The 18,987-nt window shown below is 73.0% G+C and carries 16 protein-coding genes; 7 read left to right on the forward strand and 9 right to left on the reverse strand.

Annotated features, from left to right (window positions below; genetic code table 11):
• Nucleotides 1-42: 42 nt before the first annotated feature.
• Both ACQPZP_RS40090 and ACQPZP_RS40095 read left to right on the forward strand, forming a co-directional pair.
• Nucleotides 43-963, forward strand: coding sequence for an EamA family transporter (locus ACQPZP_RS40090; protein WP_433474836.1), 921 nt, complete (start codon nucleotides 43-45; stop codon nucleotides 961-963).
• Between the two features lie 5 nt (nucleotides 964-968).
• On the forward strand, nucleotides 969-1,841 hold the full coding sequence (locus ACQPZP_RS40095) for a dihydrodipicolinate synthase family protein (RefSeq protein WP_433474837.1): 873 nt from the start codon (nucleotides 969-971) through the stop codon (nucleotides 1,839-1,841).
• 18 nt (nucleotides 1,842-1,859) lie between these two features.
• On the opposite strand, the gene hemL is transcribed toward ACQPZP_RS40095, so the two are convergent.
• Entirely contained in the window at nucleotides 1,860-3,155 is a 1,296-nt protein-coding gene (gene hemL, locus ACQPZP_RS40100; RefSeq protein ID WP_433474838.1) for a glutamate-1-semialdehyde 2,1-aminomutase, read from the reverse strand.
• 87 nt (nucleotides 3,156-3,242) lie between these two features.
• On the opposite strand from hemL, the gene ACQPZP_RS40105 reads away from it, so the two are divergent.
• Nucleotides 3,243-4,940 (forward strand): serine/threonine-protein kinase, encoded by a 1,698-nt coding sequence (locus ACQPZP_RS40105; protein ID WP_433474839.1) that lies wholly within the window; start codon nucleotides 3,243-3,245, stop codon nucleotides 4,938-4,940.
• Nucleotides 4,941-4,962: 22 nt separating this feature from the next.
• Here the strand turns inward: ACQPZP_RS40105 and ACQPZP_RS40110 are convergent, their stop codons facing one another.
• From ACQPZP_RS40110 to ACQPZP_RS40145, 8 genes are all read right to left on the reverse strand, one after another.
• Complete coding sequence (locus ACQPZP_RS40110; protein ID WP_433474840.1) at nucleotides 4,963-5,607, reverse strand: bifunctional DNA primase/polymerase; 645 nt, start codon at nucleotides 5,605-5,607, stop codon at nucleotides 4,963-4,965.
• 135 nt (nucleotides 5,608-5,742) lie between these two features.
• On the reverse strand, nucleotides 5,743-6,726 hold the full coding sequence (hemB, locus tag ACQPZP_RS40115; RefSeq protein ID WP_433474841.1) for a porphobilinogen synthase: 984 nt from the start codon (nucleotides 6,724-6,726) through the stop codon (nucleotides 5,743-5,745).
• 16 nt (nucleotides 6,727-6,742) lie between these two features.
• Complete coding sequence (locus ACQPZP_RS40120; RefSeq protein ID WP_433479754.1) at nucleotides 6,743-8,338, reverse strand: uroporphyrinogen-III synthase; 1,596 nt, start codon at nucleotides 8,336-8,338, stop codon at nucleotides 6,743-6,745.
• Between the two features lie 74 nt (nucleotides 8,339-8,412).
• Nucleotides 8,413-9,282 carry a hydroxymethylbilane synthase gene (gene hemC, locus ACQPZP_RS40125; protein ID WP_433479755.1) on the reverse strand — a complete coding sequence of 290 codons (870 nt, stop codon included), beginning with the start codon at nucleotides 9,280-9,282 and terminating at the stop codon, nucleotides 8,413-8,415.
• Between the two features lie 47 nt (nucleotides 9,283-9,329).
• Nucleotides 9,330-10,895 (reverse strand): glutamyl-tRNA reductase, encoded by a 1,566-nt coding sequence (locus ACQPZP_RS40130; protein ID WP_433474842.1) that lies wholly within the window; start codon nucleotides 10,893-10,895, stop codon nucleotides 9,330-9,332.
• 31 nt (nucleotides 10,896-10,926) lie between these two features.
• The gene (locus ACQPZP_RS40135; RefSeq protein ID WP_433474843.1) at nucleotides 10,927-11,667 is read right to left on the reverse strand and encodes a redox-sensing transcriptional repressor Rex; all 741 of its coding nucleotides are present in this window, start codon (nucleotides 11,665-11,667) and stop codon (nucleotides 10,927-10,929) included.
• A gap of 275 nt (nucleotides 11,668-11,942) precedes the next feature.
• Nucleotides 11,943-12,194, reverse strand: a complete 252-nt coding sequence (locus ACQPZP_RS40140) for a glutaredoxin family protein (protein ID WP_433474844.1) — start codon at nucleotides 12,192-12,194, stop codon at nucleotides 11,943-11,945.
• A gap of 1 nt (nucleotide 12,195) precedes the next feature.
• Entirely contained in the window at nucleotides 12,196-13,521 is a 1,326-nt protein-coding gene (locus ACQPZP_RS40145; protein WP_433474845.1) for a putative quinol monooxygenase, read from the reverse strand.
• A gap of 202 nt (nucleotides 13,522-13,723) precedes the next feature.
• On the opposite strand from ACQPZP_RS40145, the gene ACQPZP_RS40150 reads away from it, so the two are divergent.
• From ACQPZP_RS40150 to ACQPZP_RS40165, 4 genes are all read left to right on the forward strand, one after another.
• Complete coding sequence (locus tag ACQPZP_RS40150; RefSeq protein ID WP_433474846.1) at nucleotides 13,724-14,377, forward strand: sigma-70 family RNA polymerase sigma factor; 654 nt, start codon at nucleotides 13,724-13,726, stop codon at nucleotides 14,375-14,377.
• Between the two features lie 187 nt (nucleotides 14,378-14,564).
• Nucleotides 14,565-14,753: a hypothetical protein gene (locus tag ACQPZP_RS40155; RefSeq protein ID WP_433474847.1), complete on the forward strand. Its 189-nt coding sequence runs from the start codon at nucleotides 14,565-14,567 to the stop codon at nucleotides 14,751-14,753.
• A 10-nt stretch (nucleotides 14,754-14,763) separates the two neighbouring features.
• The gene (locus ACQPZP_RS40160) at nucleotides 14,764-15,651 is read left to right on the forward strand and encodes an HAD family hydrolase (RefSeq protein ID WP_433474848.1); all 888 of its coding nucleotides are present in this window, start codon (nucleotides 14,764-14,766) and stop codon (nucleotides 15,649-15,651) included.
• 56 nt (nucleotides 15,652-15,707) lie between these two features.
• Nucleotides 15,708-18,854 carry an ATP-binding protein gene (locus ACQPZP_RS40165; RefSeq protein ID WP_433474849.1) on the forward strand — a complete coding sequence of 1,049 codons (3,147 nt, stop codon included), beginning with the start codon at nucleotides 15,708-15,710 and terminating at the stop codon, nucleotides 18,852-18,854.
• The last annotated feature ends 133 nt before the right edge of the window (nucleotides 18,855-18,987 follow it).

Consider the following 18,987-nt stretch of genomic DNA (forward strand, 5'->3'; position numbering starts at 1 on the left):
TTCTCGCTTGTCCTAAAGCGAGAGTTTCCTCACGATCGAGACATGAGATCGCGCCACGTCCTGCTGGCCACCCTGATCGCCGCGCTGTGGGGTTTCAACTTCGTACCGATCAAGGTGGCCCTGGACGACCTCCCGCCGCTGCTGATGGCCGCGCTGCGGTTCACGGCCGCGGCGGTGCCCGCGGTCTTCTTCGTCCGCCGGCCGCCGGTCGCCGCGCGCTGGCTCCTGCTGGTCGGCCTGCCGCTCGGCGTGGGGCAGTTCGGCCTGCTGTTCCTCGGCATGAGCATGGGCATGCCCGCCGGCCTGGCGTCGGTCGTGCTGCAGATCCAGGCGATCTTCACGGCGCTGTTCGCCGGCCTGCTGCTGCGCGAGCGCCCGGGCGCCCGGCAGATCGCCGGCATGGTCGTCGCGTTCGGCGGCGTCGCGCTGCTCGGCGTCGCCCAGGCCGAGGGCGGCAGCCCGGTCGGCGCGTTCCTGATCTGCCTGCTCGCGGCGGCGAGCTGGGGGCTCGCCAACGTCGCCATGCGGCGGATGAACCAGTCCGCCGGGGAGCCGGTCGACGCCTTCGGGTTCATGGTCTGGATGTCGCTGGTGCCGCCGCTCCCGCTCCTCGCCCTGTCGCTGGTCTTCGAGGGGCCGGGGGCCGCGCCGGACGCGGTGCGCGACCTGTCCCTCGCCGGCCTCGGCTCGATGGCGTTCATCGCCTACGTCTCCACGCTGTTCTGCTTCGGCGCCTGGGGCTGGCTGATGCGCCGGTACGAGGCGAGCACGGTCGCCATGTACTCGCTGCTCGTCCCGCCGTTCGGGCTCCTTTCGGCGGCCCTCCTGCTGGACGAGCACGTGGACGCGACGCGGCTCACCGGCGCCGCCCTGATCATCGCGGGCGTCGCCGCCGGCAGCATCCGCCTGCGCTCCCGCATCGACATCGCCCCGGTCGCCGGGGAACCCGTCCGAACGAGGTGAGACCCATGCACGGAATCCACGCGTCGCTCGTCACGCCGTTCACCCGCTCGGGAGACGTGGACGCCAAGTCGCTCGAACGCCTCGCCGTCCACTGCCTGGAGAACGGCGCGGCGGGACTGGTCGCGCTTGGCACGACCGGCGAGGCGGCCCTGCTGAGCGCCGCCGAGCAGCGGACGGTGCTGGAGGTGTGCCGCGCCGTCTCCATCGAGCACGGGACACCGCTGACCGTCGGCGCGGGGACGATGGGCACCGAGGACTCGATCCGGCAGGCCCGCGAGCGCGCGCCGCTGGCGGACGCGCTGCTCGTCGTCGTCCCGTACTACCTGCGGCCGTCGGACGAGGGGATCGTCGACCACTTCACCGCGGTCGGCGCCGCCGTTGACGTCCCGCTCGTCCCGTACAACGTCCCGTACCGGACGGGGAGGCAGCTGCCCGCCTCCACCCTCGTGGAGATCCTCGCCCTCGACTGCGTCGTCGCCATGAAGCACTGCGCGGGCGCGATCGACCAGGACACCCTCGCCATGCTGGCGTCCAACCCGGGCAAGTCGATCCTGTCGGGGGACGACGCGTACATCTACCCCATGCTCCAGCTCGGCGCGTCCGGGGGCGTCGCCGCGTGCGCGTGCCTCGCACCGGCCGCCTACGCCGCGATGGCGCGAGCGACACGCGACGGGTACGCGGCGCGCGCACTGGCGTTCCACAACGGACTGCTGCCGATGGCCGAGGCGCTGTTCGGTGAACCGTCCCCGGCGGTCCTCAAGGCATGCCTGGCGGAGGAAGGGCTGATCGACGAGCCCGCGGTGCGCGCTCCCCTGCACGCTCCGCGTCCCGAATCGGTCTCTGCCGCAATGAAGGCGTTCCGTTCCCTGCCCGCCTAGGACTGCCCTGGAACGCCTCTAGGACGCGGCCTGGGCCGCGGCTCGGGCGGCGTGCGGGAGGGCGTCCAGGACGCGGCCCAGAGCCTCCTCGTCATGCGCGGACGACAGGAACCACACCTCGTACGCGGACGGCGGAAGGTAGACGCCGTGTTCCAGGGCGGCGTGGAAGAAGGCGGCGTACGCCTTGGAGTCCTGGCGCTGCGCGGCGGCGAAATCGCCCACCGGCCCTTCGCTGAAGAAGACCGAGAACAGGTTGCCGGCGTTCTGCACCGAATGCGGGACGCCCTCCCGCGCCAGCGCCTCGGACGCGGCCTTCGACACGATCTCCGCCGACCGGTCGATCGCGGCGTACACCTCGTCCGTGGCGTGCCGCAGCGTCGCGAGCCCGGCGGCGGTGGCGAGCGGGTTCCCCGACAGGGTCCCGGCCTGGTAGACGGGCCCGGCGGGGGCGAGGTGGTCCATGATGTCGGCGCGCCCGCCGAACGCGGCGGCGGGCAGCCCGCCGCCCATCACCTTCCCGAACGTCATCAGGTCGCCCGGCACCCCCTCGATCCCGTACCACCCGGACCTGGACGCCCGGAAGCCGGTGAGCACCTCGTCGACGACCAGCAGCGCGCCGTACCGCTCGCAGAGCCGCTTCAGCAGCGCGTTGAACCCGGCCAGCGGCGGGACGACGCCCATGTTGCACGGCACCGCCTCGGTGATGACGCAGGCGATGTCGTTGCCGTGCTCGTCGAACGCCGTCTCCACCGCCGCGACGTCGTTGTAGGGGAGGATCAGCGTGTCCGCGGTGGTCGCGCCGGTCACGCCCGGGGTGTCGGGGAGCCCGAACGTGGCGACGCCGGAGCCGGCCGCGGCGAGCAGCGAGTCGACGTGCCCGTGGTAGCAGCCCGCGAACTTCACGATCTTGGTGCGGCCGGTGAACCCGCGGGCCAGCCGGATCGCCGACATCGTCGCCTCGGTGCCCGAGTTGACCAGCCGGACCTTCGCCGCCGGCGTCCGGGCGACGATCTCCTCGGCGAGCTCGACCTCGCCGCGCGTCGGCGCGCCGTAGGAGGTGCCGTGGCCCGCCGCGTCCCGCACCGCCTCCACGACGGCCGGGTGGGCGTGGCCGAGGATCAGCGGCCCCCACGAGCACACCAGGTCGACGTAGGTGTTCCCGTCGGCGTCCGTCAGGTACGGGCCGCGCGCCGACTCCATGAAGCGGGGCGTCCCGCCGACGGCGCCGAACGCCCGCACCGGCGAGTTGACGCCGCCGGGGACCACCGCGGCGGCACGGTCGAACAGCTGCTGGGAGTGATCGATACCAGTCACTTTTCCAGTCTCTCAGTTGCAGTTCGGCGACTTGCCTTGACCTCACGGCGTACGGGCCGATATTCCACCAAGTACGACATCGGAGGGATGGCTTTCACCGTGGTTGACGGCTGGACGGTCCCGGGCTTCACCCACGAGCGGGAGCTGGGTGGCGGCGCCTCGGGCCGGGTGGTGCTGGCGGTCGACGACCTCACCAGCACACGGGTTGCGATCAAGTACCTCGACGGCGCGCTCGGCGCCGACGAGGCGTTTCTGGCGCGGTTCCGGGCGGCCGCCCGGAACCTGTCGCAGCTCGAGGACCCGAACGTGGTCGACTTCTACGACTTCGTGGAGACCGCGGACGGCGTGGCGATCGTGATGCAGAGCATCGAGGGCGTCAGCCTGCGCCGCGTCCTCGCCGCGCAGGGCCCGACAGGACCGCTCGCGGCCCTGTCGGTGCTGGGCGGAACGCTCCTCGGGCTCGCGGCGGCGCACGAACACGACATCGTGCACGGCTCGATGCGCCCGGCGAACATCCTCATGGACGGCGACGGCAACGCCCGGCTCGCCGACTTCGCGACGGCGCCCGCGGGCACCGAGGCGCAGCACGGCCCGCAGTACGCGGCGCCCGAGCTGTGGGACGGCGCGCCCGCCACCGTCGCCACCGACCTGTACGCCGCCACCGCGGTCTTCTACGAGTGCCTCACCGGCCATCCCCCGTACACGGGCCGGAACATGGCCCGGCAGCACCGCGAGGCGCCCATCCCGGCCGACGAGGTGCCCGGGCCGCTGCGCGCGCTGATCCACCAGGGCCTCGCGAAGGACCCGGCGCACCGCCCGAAGTCGGCCGCCGACTACCTGGCCGCCCTGGAGGAGGCCGCCGTCTCCGCCTACGGGCCGTCCTGGGAGGCGCAGGGCCGCGGCCGCCTCACCGAGCTCGCCGCGCAGGCCGCGCAGCAGCCGGAACCGCCGAGGCCGAAGCCGAAGTCGTCCCGCAGCAGCGGCCGCAACCCGGTCGTCACCGGCGGGCCGCGGCGCGGCCGGTCCCGGATGCGCTGGGTCCTCGCGGTCATCGCCGTCCTCGTCGTCGCCGGGGCCGTGGCCGCCGCGGCGGTGGTACTGAAGAAGGACGACGACGACCCGCCGACGCCGACCCCGGCGCAGAGCAGCACCCCGCAGCCGACGCTGCCGGCCGGAGGCGTCGACCCGGCACCGCTCATCGCGCAGATCGAGCAGGCGGTCGCCGGGGCGCCGGGCGCCGCGTTCAGCTACCGGCAGACGGGCTGCTGCGGCTTCCCCGTCACCGGCAAGGGGACGATCGGCCTGGTGGAGGGCGGTTCGCCGTCCTTCACGATGACGCTCGCCGGGACCGGCTCGGCCCGCAAACCGGTGCGGGCCGTCATCGTCCAGGACCGGCTGTACGTCCGTGCCGGGAAGAAGTGGCGGTCGTCGGCGCTCGGCGGGCGCGGCTACCCGGCGGCGGGCGACCAGGTGCGCCAGGGCGGCTCCGTCGCCAACCTGACGGCGCTGCTGCGCGCGGCGACCAGGCTCACCAGGTCCGGTTCGATCTACGAGGGCGAGGCCCCGGCCGCGAAGCTGGCGCAGGCCCCCGGCGTCGGCCCGATGTACGCGCGGATGTCGCAGGAGACCGGCGCCCAGCAGATCGCGTTCGCCATCAAGCTCGACGCGGGCCACCGTCCCGTGAAGTTCTGGGTCCGCGCCGGGCCGGAGAAGGGCCGCAACCAGATGCAGCACGGCTCCTACGACAAGTGGGGCCGCAAGCCCGCCGTCAAGGCGCCCCGCTAGGGCCCGCCCGCCCCGCTAGGGCCTACGCGTCCTCGCACGCGTCCGAGAGGAGCTCAAGGAGCCGCAGCGGGTCCGGGAGCGGGTCGCGGGACGGCGGGCGCAGCCAGGCGGCCTCACGCCCGGACGGCAGGACGGACGGCGGCGCGACGACATAGCTGTCCCGGCAGTGCCACCGCATCCCCGGCGTCTCGACGACGTCCTCGGGCGAGGTGTCGAGGTGGCAGGACCACCACTCGTCCTCGTCGACGGGGGCGCCGCGCGTGGCGACGAAGAACAGGTGCCGGTCGTCCCCGAACGACGCGACCGGACCGACGGGAACGTCGTCCCGGGCGATCCGGTCGAGGGCGATGGTCCCGGCCGCGGCCGGGACGTCGAACACGTCGAAGACCCGGCCGGTCGGCAGGATGATGTTGGCCTGCGGACGCTCCGACCACCACCGTTTGATCACGTCGGCGTCCACGCTGGCCTGGTGCGCCCAGGCCGCCGACACCGGATGCGCGCCAGGATCCGGACAGCCGATCCGGTCGCACGAACACGCCCTGTCACCGCCCGCCGGAGGATGCGCGCCGGGATAGCAGGGCCACCCCAGATCGGCGTAGTCCCGCGCCGCCGCCGCCATCCGGTCACGCGCCGCCTTCTGCCGCCTGCTCCCCGAGACCGCCAGCATCTCCGCCCCCCATAGCACCAGGTCGCACCGTGAGTTCCTGGTTACCGATGATGCCCGCCGGACCGAACCGCGGACACGGCAACCCCCGGAAAACAACCCTAAGTGACTAGAGAGATGTGTCCTGGGACAGGTGCCTCAGGACAGCAGGCGGGCCACTTCGGTCGCCCAGTAGGTGAGGACGATGTCCGCGCCGGCGCGGCGGATGGACACCAGGGACTCCATGATCGTGCGCTCGCGGTCGATCCAGCCCTTCTCGGCCGCGGCCTCGATCATCGCGTACTCGCCGCTCACCTGGTAGGCGACGACGGGGACGTCCACGGCGTCGCGGACGCGGCGGACGATGTCGAGATAGGCGCCGGCGGGCTTCACCATGACCATGTCCGCGCCCTCGTCGATGTCGAGGAAGACCTCACGGAGCGACTCGTCGGCGTTGGCCGGATCCTGCTGGTGGGTGGAGCGGTCGCCGAACCGCGGGGCGCACTCGGCGGCCTCGCGGAACGGGCCGTAGTAGGCGGAGGCGTACTTCACCGAGTACGACAGGATCGCGGTGTCGGTGTGGCCGGCCGTGTCGAGGGCCGCCCGGATCGCGCCGACCTGGCCGTCCATCATCCCGGACGGGCCGACGACGGCGGAGCCCGCCTCGGCCTGCGCGAGCGCGATGGAGGCGTAGCGCTCCAGCGTGGCGTCGTTGTCGATCTCGCCGGACGGGGTGAGGATGCCGCAGTGCCCGTGGTCGGTGTACTCGTCCAGGCACAGGTCCGTCATGATCACGGTGGTGTCGCCCAGGTCGGACGACAGGTCGCGCAGCGCGAGCTGGACGATGCCGTCCGGGTCGTCGGCGGCGGAGCCGGTCCCGTCCTTCTCGGCCGGGATGCCGAACAGTATGAGGCCGCCGACGCCGGCCTCGGCCGCATCGTGCGCGGCCTTGCGCAGGCTGTCGCGGGTGTGCTGGTACACGCCCGGCATGGACGCGACCGGCTGCGGCTCGGTGATGCCCTCCTTGACGAACATGGGCAGCACCAGCTCGGCCGGGCGGAGCCGGGTCTCGGCGACCATCCGGCGCAGGGCGGGCGTACGGCGCAGCCGCCGCGGGCGGGCGACGGGGAACTGAGCAGACATGATCCCTCTGTGTGAGCTACTTCCGGCGCCGGGCCCCCCGGCGCATCTGGCTTGGCTTGCGGAGCGGGTCCCCCGCCTCGATCTGGGCCGCCCTCCGCCTGGCACCGTACTCCGCGAGCGCCTCCGCGAGGGCGGACACCGACGGCTTCTCGGCCATGACGTCGACGCGCAGGCCGTACTCCTCCGCCGTCTTCGCCGTCTGCGGGCCGATCACGGCGATCACCGTCACGTTGTGCGGCTTGCCGGCGATCCCGATCAGGTTCTTCACCGTGGACGACGAGGTGAACAGCACGGCGTCGAACCCGCCGCCCTTGATCGCCTCGCGGATCGGCGCGGGCGGCGGCGCGGCCCGCACCGTCCGGTAGGCGGTCACGTCCTCGCACTCCCAGCCGAGCTCGGTCAGCCTGGCGATGAGCACGTCGGTGGCGATGTCGGCGCGCGGCAGCAGCACCCGGTTGATCGGGTCGAGGTCCTCGTCGTAGGGCGGCCACTCGCGGGCGAGGCCCTCGCCGGACTGCTCCCCGGACGGGACGAGGTCGGGCTGGATCCCGAACGCGACCAGCGCGGCGGCGGTCTGCTCACCGACGGCGGCGACCTTCAGGCCGGCGAACGCGCGGGCGTCGAGGCCGTAGTCGACGAACTTCTCCCGGATGGCCTTCACCGCGTTGGTGGAGGTGAACACCACCCACTCGTACCGCCCGGTGACCAGGCCCTTCACGGCGCGGTCCATCTGCTGCGGGGTGCGCGGCGGCTCGACGGAGATCGTCGGTACCTCGTCCGGGACGGCCCCGTACCCGCGCAGCTGGTCCGACAGCGACGCGGCCTGCTCCTTCGTCCGCGGCACGAGGACCCGCCAGCCGAACAGCGGCTTCGTCTCGAACCAGGACAGCTTGTCGCGCCAGTTCACCACGTCCCCGACGATGATCAGGGCGGGCGTCTCCATGCCCTTGGTGGCGGAGGCGAGCCGGCCCAGCGTGGAGACGACGGTCTCCTGGTCGGTGGTGGTGCCGAGGCTGGTCATCGCGGCCGGGGTGGAGTCGGGACGTCCCGCCGCCACCAGGCCCTTGGCGACCTCGGCGACCGCGCCCTCGACGCCGAGGATCACGAGGGTGACGTCCGGCTCGGCGAACCGTTCCCAGTCGACGCCGCCCTCGGAGGCGTCGATGACGCGGACCTCGCGGTGCGAGGCGTCCGTCAGCGGGATGCCGGCGTAGCCCGGCACGGCCGTCACCGACGACACGCCCGGGACCACCTCGAACGGAACGCCGGCCTTGTGCAGCGCGCCGCCCTCGTCGGCCAGGCCGCAGGCCAGCCCGGGGTCGCCGCGCTTCAGCCGGACGACGCGGCGGCCCTGCCTGGCGGCCCGCACGGCGAGCTTGACCGGGTCGCCCTCGGACACGTCGACGATCTCCGTGTCGGGGCGGCAGTGCGCCAGGATCTCGTCCGGGCAGTGCACCCGGCTGACGATCACCGTGTCGGCGCGCCCCAGCTCGGTCGCGGCGCGCAGGGTCAGCAGCCCGGGATCACCCGGGCCGATGCCGACGATCACGACGATGCCGGTTCCGGCGGGCGCCTGCACGGGCGGCGGCTCTTTCCTCGTGGTGGACTTCACGGCGGACTTCGACGCGGCGGACTTCGCGGCGGCGGGCTTCGTGCTCTCGGCGGGCGTGCTCTTCGCGGCGGGGCTCAATCGCGCTCCCCCATCAACTGGTCGGCCCCCTGCGCGAGCAGCCGGTCCGCGAGGTCGCGTCCGATCTGCTCAGCGGCGTCCGGGTGGCCGCTTGCGGACAGCCGCACCTGCCGGCTTCCGTCGTACGCCGCGACGGTCGCCGTAAGATGCAGCCTTTCATCTACTTCGGCAGCGTATGTTCCCACAGGCGCGGAGCAACCCGCCTCCAGCACTTTCAGCACCGTCCGCTCGGCGACGACGGAGCGCCTCGTGGCGGGGTCGTCGACCGCTTCGAGCAGGGCGCGGAGGTCGGCCCGGTCGGCGCGGCATTCGAGGGCGAGCGCGCCCTGCCCGGGGGCGGGCAGCATCTGGTCCGGGTCGAAGACCTCCCCGACCGCGTCCAGCCGGCCGATCCGCGCCAGGCCGGCGTTCGCCAGCACCACGGCGTCCAGCTCGCCGTCGGTGACCTTGCGGAGCCGGGTGTCGGCGTTGCCGCGGATCGGGACGATCTCCAAGTCGGCGCGGAGCGCGCGCAGCTGCGCGACCCGGCGCGGCGACCCGGTGCCTATCCGCGCGCCACGCGGCAGGTCGGCGAGCTTCGACGGGCCGCACAAGGCGTCGCGGGGGTCGTCGCGAAGCGGCGTCGCCGCGAGGACGATCCCGGGCGTCTCGGACGTCGGCAGGTCCTTCAGCGAGTGCACCGCGAAGTCCACCTCGCCGGACAGCACCTTGTCGCGGAGCGCGTTGACGAACACGCCCGTGCCGCCGATCTGGGCGAGCAGGGCCTTGGAGACATCACCCTGCGTCGTTACCCCGACCAGTTCGACGGCATGCCCCGTCAGCCGCGACAACGTGTCCGCGACACCCTGCGACTGGGTCGTCGCCATCAGGCTCTTGCGGGTCCCCAGCCGGAGCGGGCCCCTGCTCGCCGTACTCACTTCTCGTCTCCTTCGCGCGCCGGGACCGCGTCGCGGGCACTGACCGCCCGGACGCTGGCGGCTTGCGCGTTCACCGTCTCGACATTCACGCCGTCCGGCACCGCGACGTCGCCGTCCGGGACGTCCGACACCGTGACATCTGACACGGGGACATCCGACACCGGGACGTCCGACACGGGGACGTCCCCCGGTGCGGAGGCCGGACTGACACAGTCGGCGTCGTCGCACCCCGCGTCCACGTCCCGCGTGTCGGTCTCACCCATGTTCGCGCGGGCGACGGCCTCGGGGGCCTTCGGATCCAGGTCGAACAGCTCGCGGAGCGCGTCGGCGTAGGAGTCGCCGCCCGGCGCCGCCGCCAGCTCCTTCACCCGGACGGTCGGCGCGTGCAGCAGCTTGTCCACCACGCGCCGGACCGTCTGCTCGATCTCCCGGCGGGCCCTGCCGTCCATCTCGGGCACCCGCCCGGTCAGCCGGGTCAGCTCGGCCTCCACCACCTCGGCCGCCTTGCTGCGCAGCGCGACCACGGTCGGGGCGACGGCGGCGGCGCGGGCGGCGCTGAGGAACGCCTCGACCTCCTCGCACACGATCCGCCGGACGGCCTCGACCGCCTCCGGGCCGATCGCGTGCGCGGCCTCCTGCGCGGTCCGCAGGTCGTCCAGCCCGGCCAGCCCGACGCCCGGCAGGTCGCGGACGGCCCGCTCCACGTCGTGCGGCAGCGCCAGGTCGAGGAAGAAGCGGGGCCGGCCGTCGGAGCCGACGCCGCGCGCCGCCAGCCGCGCCGCGGTGATCACCAGGCCGGCGGCGCCGGTGCACGACACCACCAGGTCGGCCTCGGCGACGGCCGCGTCCAGGACGGACAGCTCGATCGCGCGGGACGGGACGTCCAGCGACTCGGCGAGACGCACCGCCTTCTCGTGGGTGCGGTTGGCCACCACCACCTCGCGCGCTCCGGCCCGGCTCAGCGTGGCCGCGGCCAGCGAGCTCATCGAGCCGGCGCCGACCACCAGCGCGCGCGCGTCCTCCAGCGGCCCGAGATGCCGGACGGCGACGTCCAGCCCCACGCTGACCAGCGACGCGCCCGCCTTGTCGATCCCGGTCTCGTGGTGGGCGCGCTTGCCCACCCGGAGCGACTGCTGGAGGACGTCGTGCAGATCGCGGCCCAGCGTGCCCTCGTCCTGCGCGAGCCGGAACGCCTGCCGGATCTGCCCGAGGATCTGCCCCTCGCCGACGACCATCGACTCCAGCCCGCACGCCACCGCGAACACGTGCTGGACGGCCCGCTCCTCGTAGTGGACGTAGAGGTGCCGGGACAGGTCGTCCATCGGGACGCCGGAGTGCAGGGCCAGCAGGTCGGAGACGGCCGAGACGCCGCCGTGGAACTTGTCGACGACCGCGTAGATCTCGACCCGGTTGCACGTCGAGACGATCGCGGCCTCGACGACGTTCGCGGAGTCGTGCACCGCGTGCAGCAGCTTGACCAGGTCGTCCCCGGCGACCGCCGCCCGCTCCAGCACCGCCACCGGCGCGCTCCGGTGGCTGAGCCCCACGACCAGAATGCTCATCTGCCGTCTCCCGCGTCTCTGCCTGCTCCGCTCATGCTTCCACCGTCTCTACGTAATGAGCGGTGCCCGGCGGCGCGTCACCGGCGGCCAGCGGCGCGAAGCCGTCCGGCCCGCCGGCCTTGCGCTGCTCGTGGAACGCGAGGATCTGCAGTTCGATGGACAGGTCGACCTTGCGGACGTCGACACCGTCGGGAACCGAGAGCACCACGGGCGCGAAGTTCAGGACGCTCGTCACGCCGGCGGCCACCACGCGGTCGCACACCCCCTGGGCGGCGCCCGCCGGGGTGGCGATCACGGCGATGGACACGCCGTGCCCGGCGATCATGTCCTCGAGCCTGTCGATGTGCTCCACCGTCATGCCGGAGATCTCCTGTCCGACGATGGACTCGTCCGCGTCGAGCAGGCCGGCGACGCGGAAGCCGCGGGACGCGAAACCGCCGTAGCCGACCAGGGCACGGCCAAGGTTACCGACACCGATGATCGCGACGACCCAGTCTTGCGTGAGGCCGAGCTCGCGGGAGATCTGGTAGACGAGGTACTCGACCTCATAACCCACCCCGCGCGTCCCGTAGGAGCCCAGGTGGGACAGGTCCTTGCGCAGCTTGGCCGAGTTGACGCCGGCCGCCGCGGCGAGTTCCGCGGACGAGACGGTCGCGACGCCGCGCTCCTGCAGCCCGGTGAGGGCGCGCAGGTAGACCGGCAGCCGCGCCACGGTGGCTTCGGGGATGCCGCGGCCCGCACGATCGCGGTGGCGGTTCTGTCGAGGTGTCACGGCCTGCTCTTCGGGCTCGACGCTGGGGACGGGGCACGCAAGTCCCCTGACCCTCGGCGTGCGCGACCAGGTGGTGGCCGGACGGCCGCGGCCTGACCGCCGCAGGGCTGTCCACCAGGTTAAGCCTTTGTGAATACGCGCACAAAGTCACCCCCCGGTCCCGCGGTCCGCGGCCGCCCCGGACGACGCCGCGAAAAGCCCGTCCATCAGGGACTTCCCAGCCTACGGGCCGGGCACCGGGCGGAGAGCGGGTGTGACCGACCAGACATACCGGGCTAGCGCAGCTTCGCGATCGCCGCGCGGAGGCGGTCCTCGTCGACGCGCCAGAAGTCGTGCTGGACGCCGTTGATCAGCGTGACCGGGATCTGCTCCCAGTACCGCTCGGTGTCCTCCTCGGAGCGGGTGATGTCCCGCTCCTCCCACGGCACGTCCAGGTCGCGGGCGACGCGCTCGATCACCGCGCGGGCGTCCTCGCACAGGTGGCAGCCGGGCTTCCCGAGCAGCGTGATCATGATGTTCGCCGCCATGTCACCTCCCCGGGAACTCCGGCGCGGGAAGCGGCATCTTGGCCGGGCCGAGTTTCAGCTCGATGACGTTCGTGGCGAGCACATGGGTGCGCGACTCCGCCAGGAACCGCTGCAGATGCGGCTGGCGGCGGTGCGCGGCGAACGCCGCCTCGTCCCGGAACAGCTGGTAGAAGATCCGCTGCGTGGGGGCGCCGACCACATCGTGGGAGGCGAAGACCAGCGTGTCCGGCTCGGCGGCCAGCGCCGCCTTCACCAGGTCGGTGGCGAGCCGGTCGAAGGCGTCCTCGCGCCCGTCCAGCAGCGTGTAGACGGTGATCTGCCCGCACGCGTTCGCCAGTTCCCCGCCGGGCGCGCCCGGCCTGGCCCTGCCGAGCGCCGCCTGCTCCAGCACGTTCCCGATCCCGTCGATCGCCGTCGGACCGGCCGGGTTATCGGGGTAGGCGGGCTGGGCCGGCTGGGCCGGTTGCTGGGGCTGTTCCGGGATGCTGGTGTTCACGGGGTAACGCAACTCCTCGGCGACCGGTTCGGGAAAGCGCAGCTCGCCGCGTCTGGAATCCGGCGGCGGTGTCGGCGCCGGGACGGGCTCCGCCTTGGCGGCGGACGGGTAGCCCTGCTCCTCGTAGCCGGTCGCGGGCTCGTCCCCGTACTCGTCGTAGCCCTCGCCCTCCTCGTACACCGGGATCGTGCGCATCGAGCCGTACCAGACCAGGCCGGCGGCGGCGCCGAGCGCGATCGCCGCGAGCGGCGCGGGCAGGAACCCGCGGGTGCCGCTGACCACGAGGACGCCCGCGAGCGCGACCAGCGCGACCGGGATGAGCAGCTCCGCCGCCTCCTGGTCGCGCTTGCTGGCCAGCCACGCGGTCACGCCGGTGCATCCCGCCAGCGCGATCACCGCGACGACGTGCGCGCCGTCGATCAGCAGCAGCGGCAGCGCGTCGTAGGTGGCGCTCGGCTTCGGCAGGCTCTTGGACAGCGAGCCCTTGAGCGGGTCCAGGATCAGGATGACGATCGCGACGACCGTGTAGGAGATCGCGAACAGCCAGGCGGCGAACCGCACCTGCACGTACCGCGCGATCAGCTCGATCATGCCGAGCGCGAGCCAGACCGGCCCGATCAGCGCGGCGCCGAGTTCCATGACGCGGAACAGCGGGCCGTTGAACCCCATCATGAGGCCGAGGCCCATGCACAGGAGCGCGAGCGTCAGCCCGACCTGGGTGAACGACCACGCGATGAGGTACAGCAGCCGTTCTTTGTAGGCACGCTGAACCAGCAACCCTGTGGCGGCTAAGGCGCCGAGGGTCGCCAGGAGCGCGAGAAGAGCAACCATCGCGCTCAATGGTGCCCGATGCGGGGGGCTGACGGGTAACCGCTCCCCGGGAACGCACCGGTGCGCGCGCTCCTCCTCGGCGGGCCGGGCCGTGCGGGGCTCGTGATACGCAGTGGATGAAAAGCACTCATTGCTCTCATACCTTTCGGTCTCTAGAGTGGCAGATCACGCCGGAGGTCGCGTACGCCCCGAGGAGAACTGCATGAGCAGCTTGACCCTCGACGCCGGGCTCGTCCCGCTTCCTCGGCATTCCCGTGGGACCCTCGTGCGTCCCGTGCAGCGCGCGCCGGAGCGGGGGGCAGACCGCGCCGAGGTGCTCAAGGCGCTGGTGCTGCGGGCAAGGGAAGGCGACGCCGAAGCGTTCGGTTCTCTCTACGACCACTACGTCGAGCTCGTCTACCGGTACGTGTACTACCGGGTCGGGACGCACTCGCTCACCGAGGACCTGACCAGCGAGACGTTCCTGCGCGCCCTCCGCCGCATCTGCGACTTCCACTGGCAGGGCAAGGACTTCGGGGCCTGGCTGGTCACGATCGCCCGGAACCTGGTCGCCGACCACTTCAAGTCCGGCCGCTACCGGCTGGAGGTCTGCACCGCCGAGCTGGTCGAGCCCGACCGTCCGCAGGAGGGGCCGGAGCGGGCCGTCCTGGACGCGATGACCAACCGGACGCTCCTCCTCGCCGTCCAGCGGCTCGGCTCCGAGCAGCAGGAGTGCGTCGTGCTGCGGTTCCTGCACGGGCTGACGGTCGCCGAGACCGCGCTGGTCATGGACAAGAAGCCGGGCGCGATCAAGGCGCTTCAGTACCGCGCCGTCCGGTCGCTGGGCCGTATGCTCCCGGACGACCTGCGCGGCTGACCCTCCGCACCACCCTCTCCGTACTGTGCGGCCTGCCCGAACGGTTGACGTCGCCCGCGTGAAGCGCATTGGATTGTTTAACAATTAACTTCCGGGCCGTAACCCGGCCCAGTGTCCGATCGTTTGTGCGGGCAAGAGCGCGTTCGCGCCTGGAGTCCGCAAGGGAGCGGCCAGTGAGAACCGGGCAGTGAAGACAAAGCGAGGAAAGATCAGCGAGCGGGGGAACGCGCTGGCCCGGCTGCGGGCGAGCGAGACGGGACCGGACCCGCGGTTCCGCGCCGTGCTGCGCGAGCGGCTCGTGGCGGCCGCGAGCGTCCGGAGTGAGGACTGTCGCAATCGCGGCCGGGGAGACGGCGGCGGGGAGGCGGTTGACTAGGCTTCGCCTCATGCGGCGATTCTGGCAGCGCGAATTCTGGGGACGCGGCAGGGACGAGGACCACAAGAGCGCCGGGGAGGCCGCAGCCGCGGCCGCCGAACTCGGCCCGCTCCCGGCGCCCGACCCCGCCGCCGCGGCCTTCTTCGACGTCGACAACACGATGATGCGCGGCGCGTCCATCTACTACTTCGCGCGCGGTCTCGCCGCCCGCAAGCTGTTCACCATGCGCGACCTCGCGATGTTCGCGTGGGGGCAGGCCGCGTTCCGGCTGCGCGGGACCGAGAACTCCGAGCACATCGGCAGCGCCAAGGAGGCCGCACTCGCGTTCGTCGCCGGGCAGCGGGTCAACAAGATCGTCAAGCTCAGCGAGGAGATCTACGACGAGGTGATGGCCGACCGCATCTGGCACGGCACCCGCACCCTCGCCCTCCAGCACCTCGACGCCGGGCAGCAGGTGTGGCTCGTCACCGCGACGCCCGTCGAGGTCGCCCGGACGATCGCGCACCGGCTCGGGCTCACCGGCGCGCTCGGCACCGTCGCCGAGACCCGCGAGGGCGTCTACACCGGGCGGCTCGTCGGGAACCTGCTGCACGGGCCGGCGAAGGCGGAGGCCGTCCGGGCGCTGGCGCAGCGCGAAGGGCTCGACCTGGCGCGCTGCTCGGCCTACAGCGACTCGATCAACGACCTGCCGATGCTGACCGCGGTCGGGAACCCGCACGCGGTGAACCCGGACGCGGAGCTGCGCGCGCACGCCAGGGACCACGGCTGGCCCATCCACGACTTCCGCACCGGACGCAAGGTCACGATGGTCGCGCTGCCCGCCGCCGCCGGCGCGGGCGCGATCGCGGGCGGCGTCGCGGCCGGCATCGCGCTCCGCCGCCACTACCGGGCGAACTGATCGGCGGCTCGTCCGCGGCCCACCGGTGCGCTCCGCGCACGCTCTAACCTGTCCCCGTGACCGTCGAGCTGACGTTGCTGTCGCGGGTCGCCTGCCGTGGGCGGGACGTCACGAGCCCGCGCCTGCGCGGGCTGCTCGCGCTCCTCGCGGGTGAGCCGCGGGCGGGCGTGCCCGTCGTGCGCCTGGTCGAGGGGCTGTGGCCGGACGGCCGTCCGGAGAACCCCGCCAAGGCGCTCCAGGTCGTGGTCTCCCGGGCCAGATCGCAGCTGGGCGCGGACGTCATCGCGAGCACTCCGGCCGGATACCGGCTGGGCCTGGACGAGTCCGCGGTGGACGCCTCGGCCGTCGTCCTCGCCGCGTCCGCGAGCGCCCGGTCCTCTCGTGAAGGCGACCACGCGGGCGCCCTCGTCCACGCCGAGGAGGGGCTCGCGCTGTGGGACGGCCCGCCGGAACCCGACGATGCGGACGACCCGGTGTCCGTCCTGCGCGCGGAACGGGTCTCCACGTACTGGACGCTGATGCGCGCCCGTGCGCTGGCCCTGGCCCGGCTCGGGCGGCACGCGGAAGGGTTCGACGCGCTCACCGCCGTGGCCCGCGAACATCCCCGGGACGAGGAGGTGCTCGCCGAGCTGCTGCGTTGCGAGGCGTCGACGGCGGGACCGCCGGCCGCGCTGACGCGGTACGAGTCCTACCGGCGCGCGCTGCGGGACGAGCTCGGCACCGATCCGGGCGGCGTCCTCCAGCACGTCCAGCAGGAGCTGCTCCAGGACGAGGCGCCCCCCGTCCGGCGCGGCGTCGCGCACGAGCCGAACCCGCTGCTCGGCCGCGCCGGTGACCTCGCCGCCGTGCTGGACCTGCTGCGCACGTCCCGCATCACCTCGATCGTCGGGCCGGGCGGGCTGGGCAAGACCCGGCTGGCCAACACGGTCGCTCGGGACGCCCCGCAGCGGGCCGTGCACCTCGTCGCGCTCGCCGGCGTCGCGCGGGACGAGGACGTGGCGGGCGAGGTCGCGTCCTTGCTCGGCGTCGGCGAGCCCCCGCGGACGCACGGACGCCGCGGCGGTCCCGGCGACCTGGTCTCCGGGATCGCAGAGGTGCTCGGGACCGGGCCCGTCCTGCTCGTCCTCGACAACTGCGAACACGTCGTCGAAGGCGCCGCCGCGCTGGCCGGCGCCCTCGTCTCGATGACCCGGGACCTCCGGGTGCTCACGACGAGCCGCGCACCGCTCGGCCTGTCGTCGGAGTCGGTGTACCCGCTGCCCGCGCTGGACCCGCCGACCGCCGTCGAGCTCTTCCGCCAGCGGGCGCAGGCGGCGCGTCCCGGCGTCGACCTGCCGTCAGGGCCGGTGGAGGAACTGTGCCGTCACCTCGACGGCCTGCCGCTCGCGATCGAGCTGGCGGCGGCCCGCGTCCGGGTCATGTCGGTGCCGGAGATCGCCCGCGGCCTGGACGACCGGTTCACGCTGCTGCGCGGGAACGCGCGCGACGCGCCGTCCCGGCACCGGACGATGCGGGCCGTCGTCGACTGGAGCTGGAACCTGCTCACCCCGTCCGGCCGGGCGGCCATGCGGTCGCTGTCGGTGTTCTCCGCCGGGTTCACCGCAGAGGCGGCGCGACATCTCGTGGTCGGCGACGACGTACTGGAGGTCGTGGAGGACCTCGTCGGCCAGTCGCTTCTCGAAGTGGTCGAGGGCGGGCCGACGACACGGTTCCGGATGCTGGAGAGCGTCCGCGAGTTCAGCGCGTCCCACCGGGAGGCGGAAGGCGAAACCGGGCGCGCGGTCGACGGGCTCCTCAACTGGGCACGGGAGCTCGGCGCGGCGCACCAGGAGCCGCTGTTCGGGGCGGACCCGTTCGTCCACGTGGAACTCGTCCGGGACGAGCAGGACAACCTCCTCCAGGCGCTCCGCCACGGGCTCGCCCGGCAGGACGGCCCGGCCGTCGCGGCGGTCGCCGCCGTCCTCGGCGGCCTGTGGATGCTCGAATCCGCCTACAGCCGGATGATCGTCCTGACGGAGGAGACCGCCGGGTTGCTGACCCGCTTCCGGCCGGGGCCCGAGGACGTCGAGATCACCCGGACGGCGCTGGCGCTGGGCACGATGACCACGCTCCTGTTCAAGGGGGCGCAGGCGACGCGGACACTCGTCGCGCTGCGCCGCCTGCCGCCCGCGCCGCCGACGAGCCTGGTCCGGGCCATGGCGACGGTCGTGGCCGCCGTGCCGGAAATCCTCGGGCCGGACTCACGCGTCCTCGCCGGGATGTGCGCGAGCGACGAGCCGTCCCTCGCGGCCATCGCGAACTGCGTCCTCGGCTACATCCGCGAGCGGGACGGCGACGTGGACGGCGCACTCGCGGCCACCGAGGCGATGGTGGCGACGACCGAGGCGTCGGGGATCCCCTGGCTGCGGCTGGTCACCCACTCCCGCCTCAGCGAGCTGCTCATGCAACTCGACAAGGGCGAGCGGGCCCTGCACCACCTGCGAGTGGCGTTCGACCTGCTCGAACAGTACAGCTGGCCCGACGTGTTCGGGCTCCTGTGGGCGCTCGCGTCCGTCCACCAGTCACTCGGGGAGGTCGACGAGGCGGAAGAATGGCTCGACAAGTCCCTCGCGCAGGGACCTGACGAGTCGTTCGGCACGGCCTCGTTCAATCTCGGTGCGCGCGCGGAGATCGCGTTCGGACGCGGCGACGTCGACACCGGCCTGCGGCTGTGGCGGCAGGCGGTGGAGCGGCTCGCGAACGACGAGAACCCGATGTCGGCGCCCGGCCTCGACCCGTGGACCCTCGAAGCCCACTGCGTCACCGTGGTCGCCCACGCCCGGCACGGCCGCGTCGATCTCGTCGAGGACATCGTCGCGGGGCTGCCCGCCAAGCTGTCGGCCCTGCTCGCCGAGCCTGAGATCCCGATGCCGTCCTTCTTCATGGATCTTCCCCTCAGCGGCGGGCTGCTGCTGGCGCTGGCCATGGTCGACCTCGCCCGTCCCGGCGCGTCCCCGGACGTCCGGCGACGGGCGGCACGGACGATCGCGCTGGCGGAACGGCTGCACCACGTCCGGGCGTTCCAGCCGACCATGTCGTCCGCGCTCGTCCGCCGCGCGGCCGAGAACGCCGACGGACCGGCGTACGCCGACGCGGTATCGGCCTACGCCGGCCTGAGCCGCACCGAACTACGAGAAGCCGCAAGAAAACTGGCACCCACCTAGCACCGCCCGCCCAACGGCACCCGCCAAAGCGCGCAGCCAACAGGGCTGGCCGCCGGCGTCCGCCTAACGGTGCCGGGCCGACCGGCCCGGGTAGCGACGCCCGGCCGGTGGCCCCTGATCAGCGGCCCCCCGG

The organism is Spirillospora sp. CA-142024, assembly GCF_050942325.1.
GTDB lineage: Bacteria > Actinomycetota > Actinomycetes > Streptosporangiales > Streptosporangiaceae > Spirillospora.